The organism is Ancylobacter aquaticus (assembly GCF_004339465.1).
Lineage (GTDB): Bacteria > Pseudomonadota > Alphaproteobacteria > Rhizobiales > Xanthobacteraceae > Ancylobacter > Ancylobacter aquaticus.
Window position 1 is genome coordinate 16,362 of the sequence record NZ_SMFY01000006.1, and the last position, 15,984, is coordinate 32,345.

The 15,984-nt window shown below is 68.0% G+C and carries 15 protein-coding genes; 3 read left to right on the top strand and 12 right to left on the bottom strand.

Annotated features, from left to right (window positions below; genetic code table 11):
• Position 1: 1 nt before the first annotated feature.
• From EV667_RS21310 to EV667_RS21325, 4 genes are all read right to left on the bottom strand, one after another.
• On the bottom strand, positions 2 to 952 hold the full coding sequence (locus EV667_RS21310) for an SLAC1 family transporter (RefSeq protein WP_131837341.1): 951 nt from the start codon (positions 950 to 952) through the stop codon (positions 2 to 4).
• A 77-nt stretch (positions 953 to 1,029) separates the two neighbouring features.
• A complete protein-coding gene (gene phnE, locus EV667_RS21315; RefSeq protein WP_131837342.1) occupies positions 1,030 to 1,851 on the bottom strand; it encodes a phosphonate ABC transporter, permease protein PhnE in 822 nt (273 codons plus the stop codon).
• Positions 1,844 to 2,698: a phosphonate ABC transporter ATP-binding protein gene (locus tag EV667_RS21320; RefSeq protein WP_131837343.1), complete on the bottom strand. Its 855-nt coding sequence runs from the start codon at positions 2,696 to 2,698 to the stop codon at positions 1,844 to 1,846. The genes phnE and EV667_RS21320 overlap by 8 nt, the downstream gene beginning before the upstream one ends.
• 70 nt (positions 2,699 to 2,768) lie before the next feature.
• Positions 2,769 to 3,626 (bottom strand): PhnD/SsuA/transferrin family substrate-binding protein, encoded by an 858-nt coding sequence (locus EV667_RS21325; protein WP_131837344.1) that lies wholly within the window; start codon positions 3,624 to 3,626, stop codon positions 2,769 to 2,771.
• 104 nt (positions 3,627 to 3,730) lie between these two features.
• On the opposite strand from EV667_RS21325, the gene EV667_RS21330 reads away from it, so the two are divergent.
• A complete protein-coding gene (locus tag EV667_RS21330; RefSeq protein WP_245516312.1) occupies positions 3,731 to 4,909 on the top strand; it encodes an alpha-D-ribose 1-methylphosphonate 5-triphosphate diphosphatase in 1,179 nt (392 codons plus the stop codon).
• A 4-nt stretch (positions 4,910 to 4,913) separates the two neighbouring features.
• Entirely contained in the window at positions 4,914 to 5,690 is a 777-nt protein-coding gene (gene phnF, locus EV667_RS21335; RefSeq protein WP_245516313.1) for a phosphonate metabolism transcriptional regulator PhnF, read from the top strand.
• Positions 5,691 to 5,696: 6 nt separating this feature from the next.
• Here the strand turns inward: phnF and EV667_RS21340 are convergent, their stop codons facing one another.
• The 6 genes from EV667_RS21340 to EV667_RS21365 all read right to left on the bottom strand — a co-directional run bounded on the left by EV667_RS21340 (position 5,697) and on the right by EV667_RS21365 (position 12,932).
• On the bottom strand, positions 5,697 to 7,091 hold the full coding sequence (locus EV667_RS21340) for an FGGY family carbohydrate kinase (protein WP_131837347.1): 1,395 nt from the start codon (positions 7,089 to 7,091) through the stop codon (positions 5,697 to 5,699).
• Complete coding sequence (locus tag EV667_RS21345; protein ID WP_131837348.1) at positions 7,091 to 8,326, bottom strand: NAD(P)/FAD-dependent oxidoreductase; 1,236 nt, start codon at positions 8,324 to 8,326, stop codon at positions 7,091 to 7,093. The genes EV667_RS21340 and EV667_RS21345 overlap by 1 nt, the downstream gene beginning before the upstream one ends.
• The gene (locus tag EV667_RS21350) at positions 8,323 to 9,729 is read right to left on the bottom strand and encodes an NAD(P)/FAD-dependent oxidoreductase (protein WP_131837349.1); all 1,407 of its coding nucleotides are present in this window, start codon (positions 9,727 to 9,729) and stop codon (positions 8,323 to 8,325) included. Before EV667_RS21350 ends, EV667_RS21345 begins: the two co-directional genes overlap by 4 nt.
• A gap of 170 nt (positions 9,730 to 9,899) precedes the next feature.
• Positions 9,900 to 11,012, bottom strand: coding sequence for a type 2 periplasmic-binding domain-containing protein (locus tag EV667_RS21355; RefSeq protein ID WP_131837350.1), 1,113 nt, complete (start codon positions 11,010 to 11,012; stop codon positions 9,900 to 9,902).
• Between the two features lie 40 nt (positions 11,013 to 11,052).
• Positions 11,053 to 12,390 carry a TRAP transporter large permease gene (locus EV667_RS21360; RefSeq protein WP_131837351.1) on the bottom strand — a complete coding sequence of 446 codons (1,338 nt, stop codon included), beginning with the start codon at positions 12,388 to 12,390 and terminating at the stop codon, positions 11,053 to 11,055.
• Positions 12,390 to 12,932, bottom strand: coding sequence for a TRAP transporter small permease subunit (locus EV667_RS21365; RefSeq protein WP_131837352.1), 543 nt, complete (start codon positions 12,930 to 12,932; stop codon positions 12,390 to 12,392). Before EV667_RS21365 ends, EV667_RS21360 begins: the two co-directional genes overlap by 1 nt.
• 552 nt (positions 12,933 to 13,484) lie before the next feature.
• On the opposite strand from EV667_RS21365, the gene EV667_RS21370 reads away from it, so the two are divergent.
• The gene (locus tag EV667_RS21370; RefSeq protein ID WP_131837353.1) at positions 13,485 to 14,261 is read left to right on the top strand and encodes a DeoR/GlpR family DNA-binding transcription regulator; all 777 of its coding nucleotides are present in this window, start codon (positions 13,485 to 13,487) and stop codon (positions 14,259 to 14,261) included.
• Between the two features lie 47 nt (positions 14,262 to 14,308).
• Here EV667_RS21370 and EV667_RS21375 read toward each other — a convergent pair whose 3' ends face one another.
• Positions 14,309 to 15,541 (bottom strand): HlyD family secretion protein, encoded by a 1,233-nt coding sequence (locus tag EV667_RS21375; protein WP_131837354.1) that lies wholly within the window; start codon positions 15,539 to 15,541, stop codon positions 14,309 to 14,311.
• On the bottom strand, positions 15,534 to 15,956 hold the full coding sequence (locus tag EV667_RS21380; RefSeq protein WP_131837355.1) for a hypothetical protein: 423 nt from the start codon (positions 15,954 to 15,956) through the stop codon (positions 15,534 to 15,536). The genes EV667_RS21375 and EV667_RS21380 overlap by 8 nt, the downstream gene beginning before the upstream one ends.
• Positions 15,957 to 15,984 lie beyond the last annotated feature (28 nt).

Consider the following 15,984-nt stretch of genomic DNA (forward strand, 5'->3'; position numbering starts at 1 on the left):
CTCAGCCGGCCGGTGTCCTGAAGAAGGCAAACACGCCGATCAGGCTGCGCAGGGCGATCCAGCCGATGATGAGGTTTCCGGCCACGAACAGCGCCAGCGCCATCTGCGTCACGGGCTCGCCCGCGCCCTGCTCCACCAGCTTCAGTGCCGCGAGTGGCAGGGTGGCGACGCCGAAGGTGTAGCCCCAGGCGCCCGGGCCGAAGGGCTGCTGGCGCAGCCACGGCACCAGCCGCAGCATCACCAGCGCCAGAAAGCAGCCATAGCCGAACAGCGCGAGGGCGACCTTGTCCGCCGGCCCCGGCGCCAGCGAGAGATAGGCGACGCAGGCCACGGCGGGCGGCGCCAGCTCCATGCCGAGGCTGGAGCGCTGCGCGGCCGGCAGCGCGTGCTGGAACAGGCGGGTGAGGAATACGGATTCCATCGACAGCCACGACATCACCCCCATGCCGAAGAACATCCAGCCGAGCGTGGTCTGGCCAAAGGTGGCGCAGGCGATGGCGCCGACCAGCCCGCCGCCGACAGTGGGGAGATAGAGTATGGGCGTCATCTCCTGCGGCACGCGCCCGCCCTGCCACAGCCCGCCGACGCTCCAGGCGGCATAGAGGGCGACGCTCACCGTCCCGGCGATGAACAGGCTCCAGCCGAGCACGGGAATATGCGGGCCGATGGCGATGGCGGCGATGAGCGTGGAAACCGGCGCCAGCGCGGCGACGAGCCCCTGCGCGGGGTGCTTCAGCTCCTCGCGCGCCGCGCCGGGATGCGCCATCCACTTCAAGGCGTAGAGCACGCTCCAGAGCAGCCAGAGCCCGAAGGCGATGACCGCCAGCACCTCGCCGATCAGCATCGGCGCGCCCCACAGCCTTGTCGCCATGCGCCAGCCATTGGCGAGGCCGCCAATGCCAAGCACGCTGCCGAAGAACATCGGGCGCATCGAGAGGAGGAGTGAGGTCACGGGAGGGGCACCAGTCGCTTGAACGGCGACACATACCCCATGCCGGTGGCGGAGTGCACCCGTCCTTGCGAAGGGGGCTACTGGAATTTTGCCCGCAGCCGGTCGGTGAGGAATTCCATCGCCAGCACGATGGCGAAGATGGCGAGGATGATGGCCGAAGCGTTGCGGTACTGGAACAGGTCGAACGCCACCTTCAGCTCCTGCCCGATGCCGCCGGCGCCGACGAGGCCCAGCACGACGGAGGCCCGCACCGCCTTTTCCAGCGCGAACAGCGAGGAGTTGATCAGCGTCGGCATCACGTCCGGCAGGATCGCCCCACACAGCACGGTGACGCGGTTGGCGCCGATGGCGTTGAGCGCCTCCTGCGGCTTCTTGTCGGCCTCCTCCATCGCCTCGGCGAAGAAACGGCCGCAGAAGCCGATGGTGTCGACCACGATGGTCATCGTTCCCGCCACCGCGCCCAGGCCCAGTGTCGAGACGAACAGCAGGGCCCAGACGAGATCGGGCACGGTGCGGAACAGCGAGATCAGCGCGCGCGGAAAATGCCGTAGCGCCCCGAGCGGCGAGATGCCCCGCGCCGCCAGCCAGCCCATGGGCTGGCTGACGATGACGCCGAACACGGTGCCGACCAGCGCGATCTGCAGCGTCTCAAGTATCCGCCAGCCCATGCGCTGGAGAAAGCCGGGGTCGGTGTTGGGCGGCAGCATCCGCCCCACCAGTTCGGCCATGCGCGGCAGGCCGTTGGCGAGCTTTTCCGGCGAGGGCGCGACCTGCCCCATCGAGGCGATGAACAGCGCCCCGACCACCACCAGCACGGTGAAGGACAGCGGCGAGATCGAGGGCAGGCGCGGCGGGGGAAGAACGCGCGAGGAGGGGGGGGGCGAGGTGAGGCTAACCATGGAAGACGCCATCCATATCGCGCAGGGAAACCCGCACTGTGGGCCGGTCGAAATGCACCCGGCCGTCCTTCAGGGCGACGATGCGGTCGGAATAGTCGAGCGCGTGCTGCATGTCGTGGGTGGTGTAGACGAGGGTGATGCCGTGATCGCGGGCAAGCTCGGAGAAGATCCGCATGATGTCGCGCCCCACCGCCGGGTCGAGGCTGGCGGCCGGCTCGTCGGCGATGAGCAGGCGTGGACGGCGGATCAGCGCGCGGGCGATGGCGACGCGCTGGGCCTGCCCGCCGGAAAGCTGGTCGGCGCGGGCGTTCGCCTTGTCGGCGAGGCGCACCTCGGCCAGCACCGCCATCGCCTCCTCGCGCCATTCCTGCCGGGCGAGGGACTGGTGCCAGGCGCGCCAGCTGCCGGGCAGGCCGAGCTTGCCCTGGATGACATTGGTGAGCACCGACTGGCGCCCGACCAGCCCGTGATTCTGGAACACGAAGCCGATCTGCCGGCGCAGCCGGGTGAGTTGCGCGGCGCTGGGAGCCGCCATGAAGCGCTCTCCCAGCGTGGTGATCTCCCCGCCCGAGGAGGGCAGCAGGCCGATCAGGCATTTCAGCAGGGTCGACTTGCCGGCGCCGTTGGAGCCGATGAGCGCCACGCGCTGGTCGGCGCGGATGTCGAGATCGACCCCGGCGAACACCGCCTGCCCGTTGGGATAGGTCTTGGCGAGGCCGCGCGCGCCGATGATCTGCGGGGCGGGCGTCACCGCCGGCGGCTTGACCAGCGGGCCGATCTGCGGGTTGCCGGTGCCCGCGCCGACAAGGTTTGGCCCGGCGACGTTCTGCACGGGAACGTGCTCCATGGCGGCCTCCATCACGAAAAAGAAGAGACGCCGGACGGGCGCAAGACCCGTCCGGCGCCGTGGCGTGGGTTCAGTCGATGAAGGAGCCGAAGCTCTCGATGCCGATGGTGCGGTACATCGAGCGGACATAGTCGTAGTCGCTGTCCTTCACGTCGGTGATGAAGATGCCGCCCTTGAACTTCTGGTTGTCGTCGCCCTGCAGCACCGCGCCCATCAGCTCGTTGCCATGCTTGAGGAAGGCATCGCGCACCTTCACGAACACGTCCTCGGGAATGTCCTTGCGGGCGACGAGGATGTCGTTCGGCAGGTCGCGGCCACGGGCGACGACGGCGAAGGCGGCGTCGGGGAACGCCTTGCGGATCGAATTGAGGTGGCCGTAGTTCAGGCCGATGGCGGCGATGTCGCCACGGATCAGGGCTTCCGCCGCGACGTTGCGGGAGATGATGACGCCCTCATAGTCCTTGCTGTACATCACGCCGAAATCGGCCAGCACCTGCGCCGGGCCGAGATGCTGCGAGGTCGAGCCGACCGAGCCGAAGGAGACCTTCTTGCCCTTGAGGTCGTCGATGGTGCGTATCGGGCCGTTGGCCAGCACGGCGATCTGGGCGAAATAGTCCGGGCGCTGCCAGGCGACGACGATGCGTGGGTCGCTGAGCTGCTTCATCACCACATATTCGGCCGGGCCGGTAAGCACCAACTCGACATGGCCGGAATTCATCGCCTCGACGGCGGCGGTGCGGGAACTGACCGGGATCAGCTCGATGTCGAGCCCGGTAAGCTTGGAGAGCTCCTTCTGGAAGCCGCCGAACTCCTGCTGCAGGGCCTCCAGGCCCTCAATGTCGGTGACGGCGAAACGAACGGGTTCGGCCGTCGCCGCAAAGGCCGTCGCCAGGGTGATGGCGAGGGCGGAAACAAGCTTGCGAAACATTTTGTGCCCATTGCTGTATAGACAGGAACTGCGGTGTACGGTTATCTGTATAGACAGCGTATGACGCATACGTGACAGTGACGTAACGGGTGCCGAGGCAAATGATGAGTGTGCGGATCGAGAATGGGCTGGCGCTCGTGGACCGCCAGTGGAGCGAGCGGCCAGTGGTGGTAAGCGGCGCGCGCATCGGGGAGGCGGCGGCAGACGCCGCCCCCGCGCGCACTATCGACGCAAGCGGACTGCTGGTGCTTCCCGGTATCGTCGACACTCATGGCGACGCCTTCGAGCGCCACATCATGCCGCGCCCGGGCGTGCGCTTCGACATGAAGCTCGCCCTGCGCGACACCGACCGCGCGCTGGTGGCGAACGGCATCACCACTGCCTTTCACGGCGTCACCATTTCCTGGGAGCCCGGCCTGCGCTCGCTGGAGGCCGCGCGTGCCTTCGTCGCCGCGCTGCTTGCCCTGCGGGAGGGGCTGGCCTGCGACACCCGTCTGCATCTGCGCTGGGAGACCTTCGCGCTGGAAGCGCTGGAAGAGGTGCGGGAATGGCTGGCGCTTTCTCCCGCGCCGATCCTCGCCTTCAACGACCACACTACTGGCTCGGTGCTGAAGGGCACCATCGCCCGCAAGATCGGCCAGATGGCGGAGCGCGCCGGCATCAGCCGCGAGGACTACATGGCGCTGCTCGACCGGGTGTGGGCCGCCCGGGACGCAGTGCCCGCCGCCATCGAGAGCCTGGCGGCGAGCGCGCGGGCGAACGGCAATGTGCTGCTCGCCCATGACGAGGATTCGCCCGCGGAGCGCGCCCGCTTCCGCGCGCTCGGCGCGGTGGCGTCCGAATTCCCGATGGACCAGGAGACCGCGCAGGCGGCCCGCGATGCCGGCGAGGATGTCATTCTCGGCGCGCCCAATGTGGTGCGCGGCGGCAGCCATAATGGCGCGCTGAGCGCGGCTGAGGCGATTGTGGCCGGGCGCTGCACGGTGCTGACCAGCGACTACCACTATCCCTCGCCGCTCTACGCCGCCTTCACCTTGGCGGCGGGCGAGCGCGATGCGCTGGCGCGGTTTTGGCCGCTCGTCTCGGCCAATCCCGCCCGCGTCGCCCGCTTGAGCGATCGCGGCGGGCTGGACGCCGGAAAGCGGGCCGATCTCCTGCTCGTCGACGCCTCGGACATGGCGCATCCCGAGGTGGTGGCGACGATGGTGGCGGGGCGAATCGTCTATGCTCGCCGGGCGCTTGAACGCCAGCCGTCGGCCGGTCTGGCGCAGGCAGCGGAGTGAGGACGTGAACAGGAGCGTGAGGGCGCAGCCCGGTTCGGCCAATGGCGTTTCCGGCTTTGACGGGCTGATCTTTCGGCCGCGCCGCGACGCCCCGATCTGGCAGCAGATCTACGACTACATCCTGTCGCTGATCGACAGCGGCTGGCTTACCCCCGGCGGCCAGCTGCCGGGCGAGGTGCATCTGGCGGAAAAGCTGGGCGTTACCCGCATCACCCTGCGCCGCGCGCTGCAGCAATTGCAGCAGGAGGGGCACCTGACCTCGCGCAAAGGGGTGGGCGTGTTCGTGCGCAGCCTGCCCTCGGCACTGGTGGTGCGCGACGGAAGCCGCTTCGCCGAGAGCCTGCGCGCCGACGGCAAGAGCGTCACCACCACCACCACCGTGCTGGAAGAGGAATTCGCCGACGCCGCCGCTGCCGAGCAGTTGCATCTCGCCGTCGGCGCGCCGGTGGTGCGGCTGCGCCGCGTGCGCTCGGCCAATGGCCAGCCGATCTATATCAGCACCAAGGTCTTTCCCGCCGGCGTGCTGCCCGACTTCCGCACCGTCTATTCCCGGCGTCAGTCGGTAACGGACGTGTTCATTGCCCATTCCATCCAGAAATACCGCCGCGCCGAGACCCGCATCAGCGGTGGCTTCGCCACGCCTGACGAGGCGAGCCTGCTCGCGCTGACGCCGGGCACGCCGGTATTTCGCACCAGTTCGATCAACACCGATGCAAGCGGCAACCGGATCGAATGGGCACGCGGCTGCTGGCTGCTGACCTCGGTGGACTTCGTGTTCTGAAGGGTACTACGCCCGCCAGCCCCGGCTCTTCTCCACCGCCGCGTCGAAACGGGCCCGCTCCTGCAGGCTCACCGTTCCGTCCGGCATGTAGCGACGGACGGTGCCGCGAATGGAGGCGATATCCTGGCCGCAGAGCGCGGCGAGGCCGAGCGCCGTCATCTCGTGCAATGCGGGCACCTTCACCGTGCGCCCGCTCGCGGCGGCGAGGAAGCGTGCGAAGAACGCGCTTTGCGACAGGCCGCCATCGATGGAAATCTCTGTGATCGGCGCGCCCGGGCGCTGCGCCGCGTCGATCAAGCCGACGGTGAGCAGGGCGATGCCCTCCAGTGCGGCCCGAACCATGTCGCGCCGGTCGGTCGCCGCCTCCATGCCGATGAACAGCGGCGCCGCCTTGCGGTCCCAATAGGGTGCCGCGAGGCCCGACAGCGCCGGCACGAAGACGAGGCCCCGGCTGAGGGCCGAGGGCCCCTCGAACCCGTCAAGTTCCCGCGTGTCGCTGAACAGGCCGAGCCGGCGCAACCATTCCAGCGCGGCCCCGGCATCGTAGACGCCGCCTTCCACGGCGAAGACCGGCGCCTCGCCCTTGCGCTGCCAGGCGATGGTCGGCAGCAGGCCGGCGATGTCCGGGCGCGCCGGACCGGCAACCGCAAGGAGAAAGGCGCCGGTGCCGAAAGTGATCTTCGCCTCGCCCGGCACCCGGCAGCCATGGCCGTAAAGTGCCGCCTGCTGGTCGACGGTGGAGGCCAGCACCGGCACGCCCTCGATCGTCCCGAAGCCGCCATCGGCGGGCCGGATCGCCGGCAAGCACGCGCGCGGCACGCCGTGCAGGTCGCACAGCTCCGTGCTCCAGTCGCCACTTGCAAGATCGAGCAGGCCGGTGCGCGAGGCGGTGGCGAGGTCGGTGGCGAAGGTGCCGGTGAGCCGGTCGAGGAAATAGGCGTCGGTGGTGCCGAGCCGCAGCCGCCCGTTCGCCCGCGCCGCTGCGACGGCGGGAATATTCCCGATGAGCCAGGCGAGCTTCGAGGCGGAAAAATAGGGATCGAGCGGCAGGCCGCAGATCGCCTGCGAGCGCGCCGCGTCCGCCAATGATCGGGCGCCAAGAGCATCGGCTGTGCGCGCGTCCTGCCAGACGATCACCGGCGACAGCGCTTGCCCCGTCAGCGCGTCCCAGGCAAGGCAACTCTCCCCTTGATTGGCGAGGGCGATGGCATCGACCGGCCCGGCGGCGGCCAGCACGGCGCGGATATTGGCGAGCAGTTCCTCCGGGTCATGCTCCACCCATCCCGGCGCGGGGTGGCGCTGTGCATGGGGCAGGGCGGCCGCGACCTTCGCGCTGCCATCCGCCGCGACGACGAGGCAGCGGGTCGACGTCGTGCCCTGGTCGATGGCGGCGACGCGCATCAGGCCTGCTCCTCGAAACCGACATGCACCGCATTTGCCATCACGGCGGCGGGCGGGATCGGCACCAGGATGCGGCGTTCCGGCATCCATGTCTTCTCGCGGGTCCAGACCACACGCCCGTCCAGCACCAGCGACAGCCGCCCGCGTGCCCGCCGGGTGAACCGCAGCTGGAAGTCGCGGAAAGCGGGCGCGGCGGCGTTGCCGCGCCGGATAAGGCCGGGCACCACCAGCTTGATGGGCGGGTCGAAGGTAACGGGGACGAGTTCGCCGAGGGCAGGCTCGCGCGCCAGATCCTCCGTCAAATCCTCCGCAACGGCGCAGCCGACGCGGCGGCCCTCGCGAAACGACCAGCCGGCGGTCTCCACCGCGCGCAGGAGGTTGCCAGCGGCGAAGAGGTGAGGGTCGGCGGTGCGGCCATAGGGGTCGATGGCGGGCGCGGAGCTGCCCGGCTCCACACCAATGGAGGACGGCCGCAGCAGCGCCGATTCCGGGATGAAGCGGCCGGTAAACAGCACCCCGTCGCAGGCGATCTTGAGCGTGGAGCCGTCGCTCATGCGCAGCGTGACGTCCTCCACACGGCGATCGCCGTGAATGTCGAGCAGTTCCGTGCCGCAGTGGAACGGCACGCCCATCAAGCGTGGAAACCACATCAGCGGCGCCGGGGCGAGCGGATGCGGGCCGGGCTCGATCATGGCGACGGGGCGGGCACCGTGGGTGAGGCAGGTGAGTACGGCGGAGAGGCTCACCAACTCCGAGCCGACAATGAGCGGGCGCCTGAACGGCATAAGGCCGTGAAACGCGGCATAGGCCTGCAGCGTGCCCGTCGTCACCACCCCGACCGGCCGGTCGCCGGAGATGAGCCGGGCGGCGCGGGGCGTTTCGCGGGCGCCGGTGGCGATGAGCAGCCGCCGGGCGGTAAGGGTCTCGACACCGCGCGGGGTGGCCAGCTCAACCCGGCCCCCGGCCTCGATTCTCACCACGGAATGGCCGGTGCGGACCTCAACCCCGGCGCGGGCGGACTCCGCCTCCAGCCGCCTGCCATAGGCAGCGCCGAAATAGATCCGGCGAAAATCAAGCATGCCGAAGGGCGAATGGCTGCAATGGCGCGTCGCACCGCCAAGCTGTGCCTCTCGCTCCAGCAGGACCACGCGGGCGACGCCGCACCGGCGCAGTTCCACCGCCGCCGCGACCCCGGCCGGTCCGCCGCCAATGACGATCACATCGGCGTCGCTCATGTCGGTTCGTCCCCGACCGCCAGCGGCTCCCTGAGCCGGCCCCGGGTCATCTGCGCCAGCCGGGCGTTGCAGTAGAAGCCCTGGCAGCGGCCCATGCCGGCGCGGGTGCGGCGGCGCAGCCCACCGAAATCGCCCGGCGGCACGGGGCTCTCGAACGCCGCCTCGATCTCGCGTTTCGTCACCATTTCGCAATGGCAGACGATCTCGCCATGCTCGGGCTGCTGCCAGTCGCGCGGCTGGGTCTCGATGAGGTTCGGCAGGCACAGTTCCGGCACGGCGGCAGGCGCGGAGAGCGAGAGCGCGAAGCGCTCGATCAGCCCCAGGGCATGCTGCGCCAGCCCAAGCGCGGCGCTAAGCCCGGTGGAGCGGATGCCGCCGAGCGTCACCGCGCGCTTTTCCGGCCGGCAGAAGATGCGATAGGCCTTGCTTTCGCTCGCCGGCCGCAGCCCGGCATAGACCGCCGTCACCGGAATGCCTTCCAGCGCCGGCACGATCTGCGCCCCGCGCGCCAGCAGGTTTTCCAGCGCGTCGCTCTCCACTGTGGCGCGCACGCGGTCGGTCTGTTCCTCGGCGGTAGGGCCGATGAGCACATTGCCGAAGGCGGTGGGGCAGACGACGACGCCCTTGGTGATTTCGGTCGGAACGGGAAGCACGATGCGCGGGACATGGGCATAGGCCGCCTTGTCGAGCACCACGAACTGGCCCTTGCGCGGGCGGATCTCGAATTCCGGGGTGAAGCCGAGCCGCCCGTCGACGATGTCGCCATAGAGCCCGGCGGCATTGACCACGGCGCGGGCCTTCACCGTGCCGGCGGTGGTGGAAAGGTGCCAGCCATCCTCGAAGCGGCCTTCCAGAAGCTCAGCATTGCGCAGGAAACGTGCGCCCAGCGCGATGCCCTGCGTGAGATAGGCCAGAGGCGCGGTCCAGGGGTCGATGATGTGCTCGTCCGCGACCTCGATGGCGGCCACCAGTCTTTCGGACAGCCCCGGCATGGTGATGCGGGCGTCGGTGCCGGAGAGCAGCGCCAGGTTGGAGACGCCATTATCGCGCCCCTGCGCGGCAATCGCTTCCAGCTTTTCCGCCTCTTTGTCGCTCCAGGCGCAGACCAGCGCCCCGGTATTCACCACGGCAAGGCCGAGGCTGCCGGCGAGGGAGAGATATTCCTCCCGCCCGGCTTTGATGAGGTCGAGTTCCAGGCTGCCTGGCGGGGCGTCGAATCCGGTGTGGAGAATGGCGCTGTTGGCCTTGGAGGCGCCGGAGAGGAGGTCGCCGCCCTTCTCGATCAGCACGACCTTGGCGCCGGCCAGCGCGAGCCGGCGCACCACCGCGCAGCCGACCACTCCCGCGCCGATGACGGCGATGTCGAAGCTCTCGTCAAAGGCGGGGGCGTGTTCGGGGAGCATGGGGCCCCTTTCCATCACGGCACGTCGATCTCTGCATGGCGCGGCCATGGCGGCGGGCCTGAGGGCATTCCTGCCGCCCTGAGGCGCGGGCTTCGGGGCATTCCGGCCGCCCTGAGGCGGCCGGCCGGGACCCACCGTCCGTGGACGGCAGGTCGGTTGCGGGTGGACGATCAGCGATAGGGGTAGCCGGCCTTCTGCATGGTCTCGTCATATTTCTTGAAGGCTTCGACGACGCGGCCAGCGCGCGGGCTGGAGGAGGCGGTCTCGTCCCAGAAGCCCTTGGAATCGGCGACGACCTTCGCCCAATCCTCGGGCGGCAGCGAGGTCAGTTCCATCTTCTTGCCCTCGACGCGCAGCTTGGCCTCGCCGCCCCAGTACCAGACGTCGCGGTAATAATGCGACTGGTCGATGCTCATCAGGAACAGCTCCTTCAGATGCGGCGGCACCTTCTCCCAGCTCGGGGTGTTGGCGAAGTAGCTGCCGAACCATGCGCCGGTGACCGAGTTTGTCAGCGCGTAGTTGCACACATCGGCCCAGCCGACTTCGTACGCCTCGGTGAATCCGCACCAGGCGACGCCGTCGAGCTCGCCGGTCTGCAGCGCGACTTCCACGTTGTCCCACGGGATCGTTACCGGCACGAGACCGTACTTCGACAGGAACTTGCCGGCGGTGGGCACGCCGAACACGCGCAGGCCCGCCATGTCGGCGAGGCTCTTGATCGGCTTGTCGACGGTGAAGATGTGCAGCGGGTCCCAGGCGCCGGTAGACAGCCAGCTGACGTTGGGCACCTCGGCATAGGCCTCGGCCCAGATTTCCTTGAGGCCGTAATAGCGGAACAGTGCCGGCACATCGAGACTGTAGCGGGTGGCGAAGGGGAAGTAGCCGCCGAACACCGCGATATCGACCGGCGAGGCCATGGTGGCCTCGTCCGACTGCACCGCGTCGAGGGTGCCGGACTGCAGGGCGCGGAACAGGTCCGAGGTGGGGACCAGCTGATCGGCGTAATAAAGCTCGATCTCCATCGCGCCATTGGCGGCGGCGTTGAAGGCGTCGATCTGCGGCTTGATGACATGGGCGCCGAGAGGGGCGCCGGAATAGGTCTGCAGGCGCCATTTGATGGTGCCGGCCTGGGCGATGACGGCGGGCGCCGCCAGCGTCGTGGTCGCCAGCGCGGCGCCGGTGCCGAGCGCCGCCTTGCCGAGGAAGCTGCGGCGGGTGGCAAGGATGGCGTCGGCGGCGGGGTCGATCTTCTTCGGGACGGGCTTCTTGATCTCGTCGGTCATCTTGTTCTCCTCTGGAAGGGGGAAAGGGCGGGGCTGTTGGTCAGCCCTTGACGTTCATGTGTTCGGGAAGCCAGAGCGCGATCTGCGGGAAGACCATCAGCATGATGATGGTGAACAGCATGATCGCGGCGAACGGCCAGATCGACTTGTAGATGTCGATCAGGGTGATCTCCTTCGGCGCCAGCGAGCGCATCAGGAACAGATTGTAGCCGAAGGGTGGGGTGATGTAGGCAATCTGGCAGGTAATCGTATACAGTATGCCGTACCAGATCAGCTGGTTGTCGAAGCCGAGATCGAGCGCCTTGACCAGCGGGATGTAGAGCGGCGCCACGATGACCAGCATGGCCGTGTCGTCGAGGAACATGCCCATCACGATGAAGCTCAGTTGCATCATGATGATGATGGTCCAGGGATTGAGGTCCCATTGCTGGACGAACAGGAACTCCACCGCCTTCACCGCGCCGAGCCCGTCGAACACCGTGCCGAAGGCGAGGGCGGCGAGGATGAGCCACATGAACATGCAGGACACGTTCAGCGTCTTCAGCGCGGTGTCGCGCACCACCGGCCAGTTCAGCCGTCGCTTGGCGAGGGCCGCCAGCGTCGCCGTGGTGGCGCCCACCGCCGAGCTTTCCACCAGGCTGGTGACGCCGAAGACGAACAGCCCGGTCATGAAGAAGAAGATGGCGAAGGGAATGATGCCCGCCCGCGCCAGCGCCAGCTTCTCGCGCAGCGGCATGTTCAGCTCTTCGTCCGTCAGCTTGGGCGCGAGCTTCGGGTTCAGCTTCACGCGGACATAGATGTAGAGGATGAACAGCGCCGCCATCAGCAGGCCGGGGCCGACGCCGGCGAACCACAGCTTGGAGACCGGCTGGCGGGCGATCATGCCATAGAGCACCAGCACCACCGAGGGGGGGATGAGGATGCCGAGCGAGGAACCGCCCTGGATGACGCCCGAAATCAGCACCTTGTCATAGCCGCGGCGGATCATCTCCGGCAGCGCGATGGTGGCACCGATCGCCATGCCAGCGACGGAAAGACCGTTCATCGCCGAGATGATGACCATCAGGAAGATGGTGCCGATGGCGAGGCCGCCGGTGAAGCGGCCGAACCAGACATGCAGGGCTCGATAGAGGTCTTCCGCGATCCCGGATTCCGCCAGGACATAGCCCATGTAGATGAACATGGGCAGGGTCAGCATCGCGTACCAGTTGAACAGCTTGAAGACCTGGTTGAACGGCAGGTCCATCGCGCCGGGGCCATAGAGCAGCAGCGCGGCGGCGGAGGCGACGAAGCCGATGCCGGCGAAGACCAGCTGGCCGCTGATGAGCGCCAGCACCATCGACGCGAACATCAGCAACGCGATCATCTCATAGGTCATCAGAGCTTCTCCCCACGCAGGGTGGCGACATGCTTGAAGACCAGCGCAAAGGCTTGCATCAGCATCAGCACGAGGCAGACCGTGAGCAGCGCCTTGATCGGGATCACCGAGGGATTCCAGATCGAGAAGCGCTTCTCATTGGTGGCGATGGCGTATTGCAGGCTTGATATCGAGCCGGTGAGCAGAACGCCGAGATAGAAGATCAGGCACCACACGGTGGCGAGGTCGACCTTGGCCTTGCCGCGCTCGGACAGGGTCGCGTACCAGAGGTCCATGCGGACATGCTCGTGGTTCTTCAGCGTGAACGGGCCGCCCATGAAGTAATAGGCCACGAGCATGAACTGGGTAAGTTCCACCGCCCAATGCACCGGCATCTTGATCAGGTTGCGGGTCACGGCATCGAACAGCAGCACGCCGCCCATGGCGAAGATGAGGGACGCGGCGAGATAGCCGACATAGTCCGACACGCGGTCCGTCAGCCGCACATAGGCGCTAATGAACCGCCAGGCGCCGGCGCTCTGCTTCACACCTTCCACATTCACGCTGTCGCTCCATTGCTGCCGGAGTCCAGCCTGCACCCGCTGTGCCGCAGGCCCCCGAGGGTTGCCGCGCCGGCAGCGGGACGGTCGGCCCGCCCGAGGGCGAGACCAGACCGCCGCTGGCGGCGCCCGGAGAGCGAGCCGCCGAAAGGCCGAAGGCCGGACATATCCATTCCCCTCGCGCGCCGCCTTGCACTAATGTTGTGCTTGCTTGTTTTTTCCGCGCTTGCAAACACTGTACCGGATCGGGATACGAAGGGAAGCCCGAAAATTGACTTAATTGCCCATTCGGTCGGCATTGGCGGATAATACTCCGGCGAATGAATGCAAATAAGTCAGATAAATTGCCCGTATGGGCATAAAGCGCCATAAAGCGTCTTTGCATGCCGGAGTATTCGGGCAAAATTGGTCCTGTTGACCGAATCCTTTCCGCTGGCATAACCGATATCACGCGCTATCTGTCCGAACGGGCAGGGGTCCGGGAGCGTGATCCGGGAACCGGCGCGGGAACGATATGAGCCGGCCGCTCCGGTGCGGCATCGTAAGGGGACATGGGTGGCACTTTCCTCGCGCCATGAGGCTATCATCGCCGTGCTCGCCGGCTCTGGCGAAGTGACGGTCGAGGACCTCGCCGGACGGCTCGGCGTGTCGCGCGAGACGGTGCGGCGCGATCTTGCCCGGCTGGAGACCGGCGGCCATCTGCGCCGCTATCACGGGGGGGCCCGCCCGCTCGCCAGCGGCCCGGAAGCGGAGACCGAGTGGCCCTTCGCCCAGCGCATGGCGCAGAACACCGCCGGCAAAAAGCGCATCGCGCTTGCGGCGCGCGAGCTGTTCGCGCCGGAGGATTCGCTGTTCATCGACACCGGCAGCACCACCATCGCCTTTGCCGAGGCGCTGGCGGCGCGTCCCTCGCTGATGGCCATCACCAATTCGCCGCGCATCGCCGCAACGCTGGCGACCAACCACAGCCACAAGGTGTTCCTTCTCGGCGGCGCCTATGGGGCCGATGCCGGCGAGAGTCTCGGCCCGCTGGCGCTGGATCAGATCGGCAAGTTCCGTGCCCGCCACGCCGTGCTCACCATCGGCGCGATCGACGCCCACGCCGTAATGGATTTCGACCTGCAGGAGGCCGAGGTCGCCAAGGCGATGATCGAGCGCGCGGACCGCGTCACCGTGCTGGCGGATCACGGCAAGTTCGAGCGCGGGGCGGTGTTCGAGGTTGCCCCGCTGGCGCGCATCCACCGGCTGGTGACGGACCTGCCCCCGTCCGAGCCGATGCGGCGCGCCCTCGCGGAGGCGGGTGTCGAACTGATCGTCGCCGAACGCGACTGACGCGGCCGGCAGCATCGGCCCCTGGCCGCTGCCGGTCGCGAGGGCGCTCAGTGCCCGCCGAACACCAGCGTCTTCACCGGCAGGATGAGCGCCTGGATGCGCAGCAGCAGGGCGTGTACCAGCGCCACCGTGTCGACGACGTGGAGATAGAGCCCGCGCAGCGTGCCGACCTCGCCGGAGGCGATCAGGTCGTGATTGTTGGAATAGGCGTTGGCCACGCAGCTCGACCCCGGCGGGATGCCGTCAAGGCCGCCCTCATAGAGCGGTTCGAGAAACACGGTGAGCGTGCCCGGCGCGCCGACCTGCTGAGCGTCGACCAGTTGCTCACTGGCGCGCAACTGGCCGGCGGCGATGACATCCTGCACGCTGGTAACGACCATCGGGATGATGGTGAGCGGCTTGGACAGGCAGGTCGCCTCGGCGATCATGCCGGGTTTCAGCACCTGTGCCTCGATCTGGCCGAAGCCGGCGACCAGCCGCTGGCGGCCGGCATCGTCGGGGATCAGCACGCCGGCCGGCCGCATCAGCGGATTGACCAGATCGCCCACGCGCAGACCGAACTGCTCCACCCGGCCGGTGACGCCGGCGCGGATGACGGTCTTGGCCAGTTCCACCTCGGCCTGGGCGAGCGCCGCCTCGGCGCTGGCCTTCTGCGCCGGCAGCAGCGTCTCCAACCGGATCAACGCGCCCTCCTTCGCCGCCACCACCGCCGCGACCGCCCCCTCGCGTCCTTCGACCACGACCTGAAGCCGCTCCAATTCGCGGCGGGAGACGACATCGGCATTTCGGGTGTTCAACTGGGACTTGGTGTCGAGCTCGTCCCGCGCCTGCTGGAGTGCCTTCTCCGCCTGGGTGATCTGTCCCTGCGCGGCGGCGACATCGGTCCGGGCGACGACGATTTCCGCGTCGGTCTCGGCGATGCGGCGTCGGGCGGTCTCGGCAGCTGCCTTCTGCGCGGCATCGTCGAGCCGGAAGATCGGCTGGCCCTTCTCGATCCGGTCGCTGACGCCGACCGCAATCTCGGCGACGCGCCCGATCGTCTCCGGCACGATCGGCACGGTGCGGAAATAAGCGGTGACGTTGGTGGCGGAGGGGTGATTGTAGAAGATGATGGTGATCAGCGTCACCGTCAGCATGAGGCAAGCGGTGATGCCCCAGCGCAGCTCGAACCACACCGAGAACAGCGTGATCTCGCGCCCGAAGCGCTTGCCCTGCGCGTAACGGCGGTAGAGATAGTCCGGCAGGACGGTAAGCAGCGAGCAGAGAAGAAGCTCAAGCATGGGGCCCGGCTCCGGTGGCGCCGTCGTGCGCTGAGGGCGTGTGCGCCCTGTCTTTCCGGGGATCTGGCGGCGGCAGACCGGCCACGGCCTCGGCAGCGCGGGCGATGCGGTTGAGCGGAGTGCCGAAATCCGGCAGGTCGATAAAGGCCAGGAGCAGCGCGATCACCCAGAGCGCGTGGTTATGGGTGAACAGCGCCAGCAGGCAGAGGACCGCCACGATCTCGAACTGCAGCTTCTGGCTGCGATGGGCCATGCGCTCGGGCAGCGAATGCAGGTGCAGGAACGCCACGCCCGCTAGCAGCACGGCGCCGACCAGCGTGACGGCGGCGACGACCATCAGGATATCGGTGCTGCCCGGCGCGGTGATGAAGAAGGGCAGGTGCTCGATGGCGGCGCCGTGAGGCGGGGACGACATGCCGTTCTCCAGGGCACTGCGCGCGGCA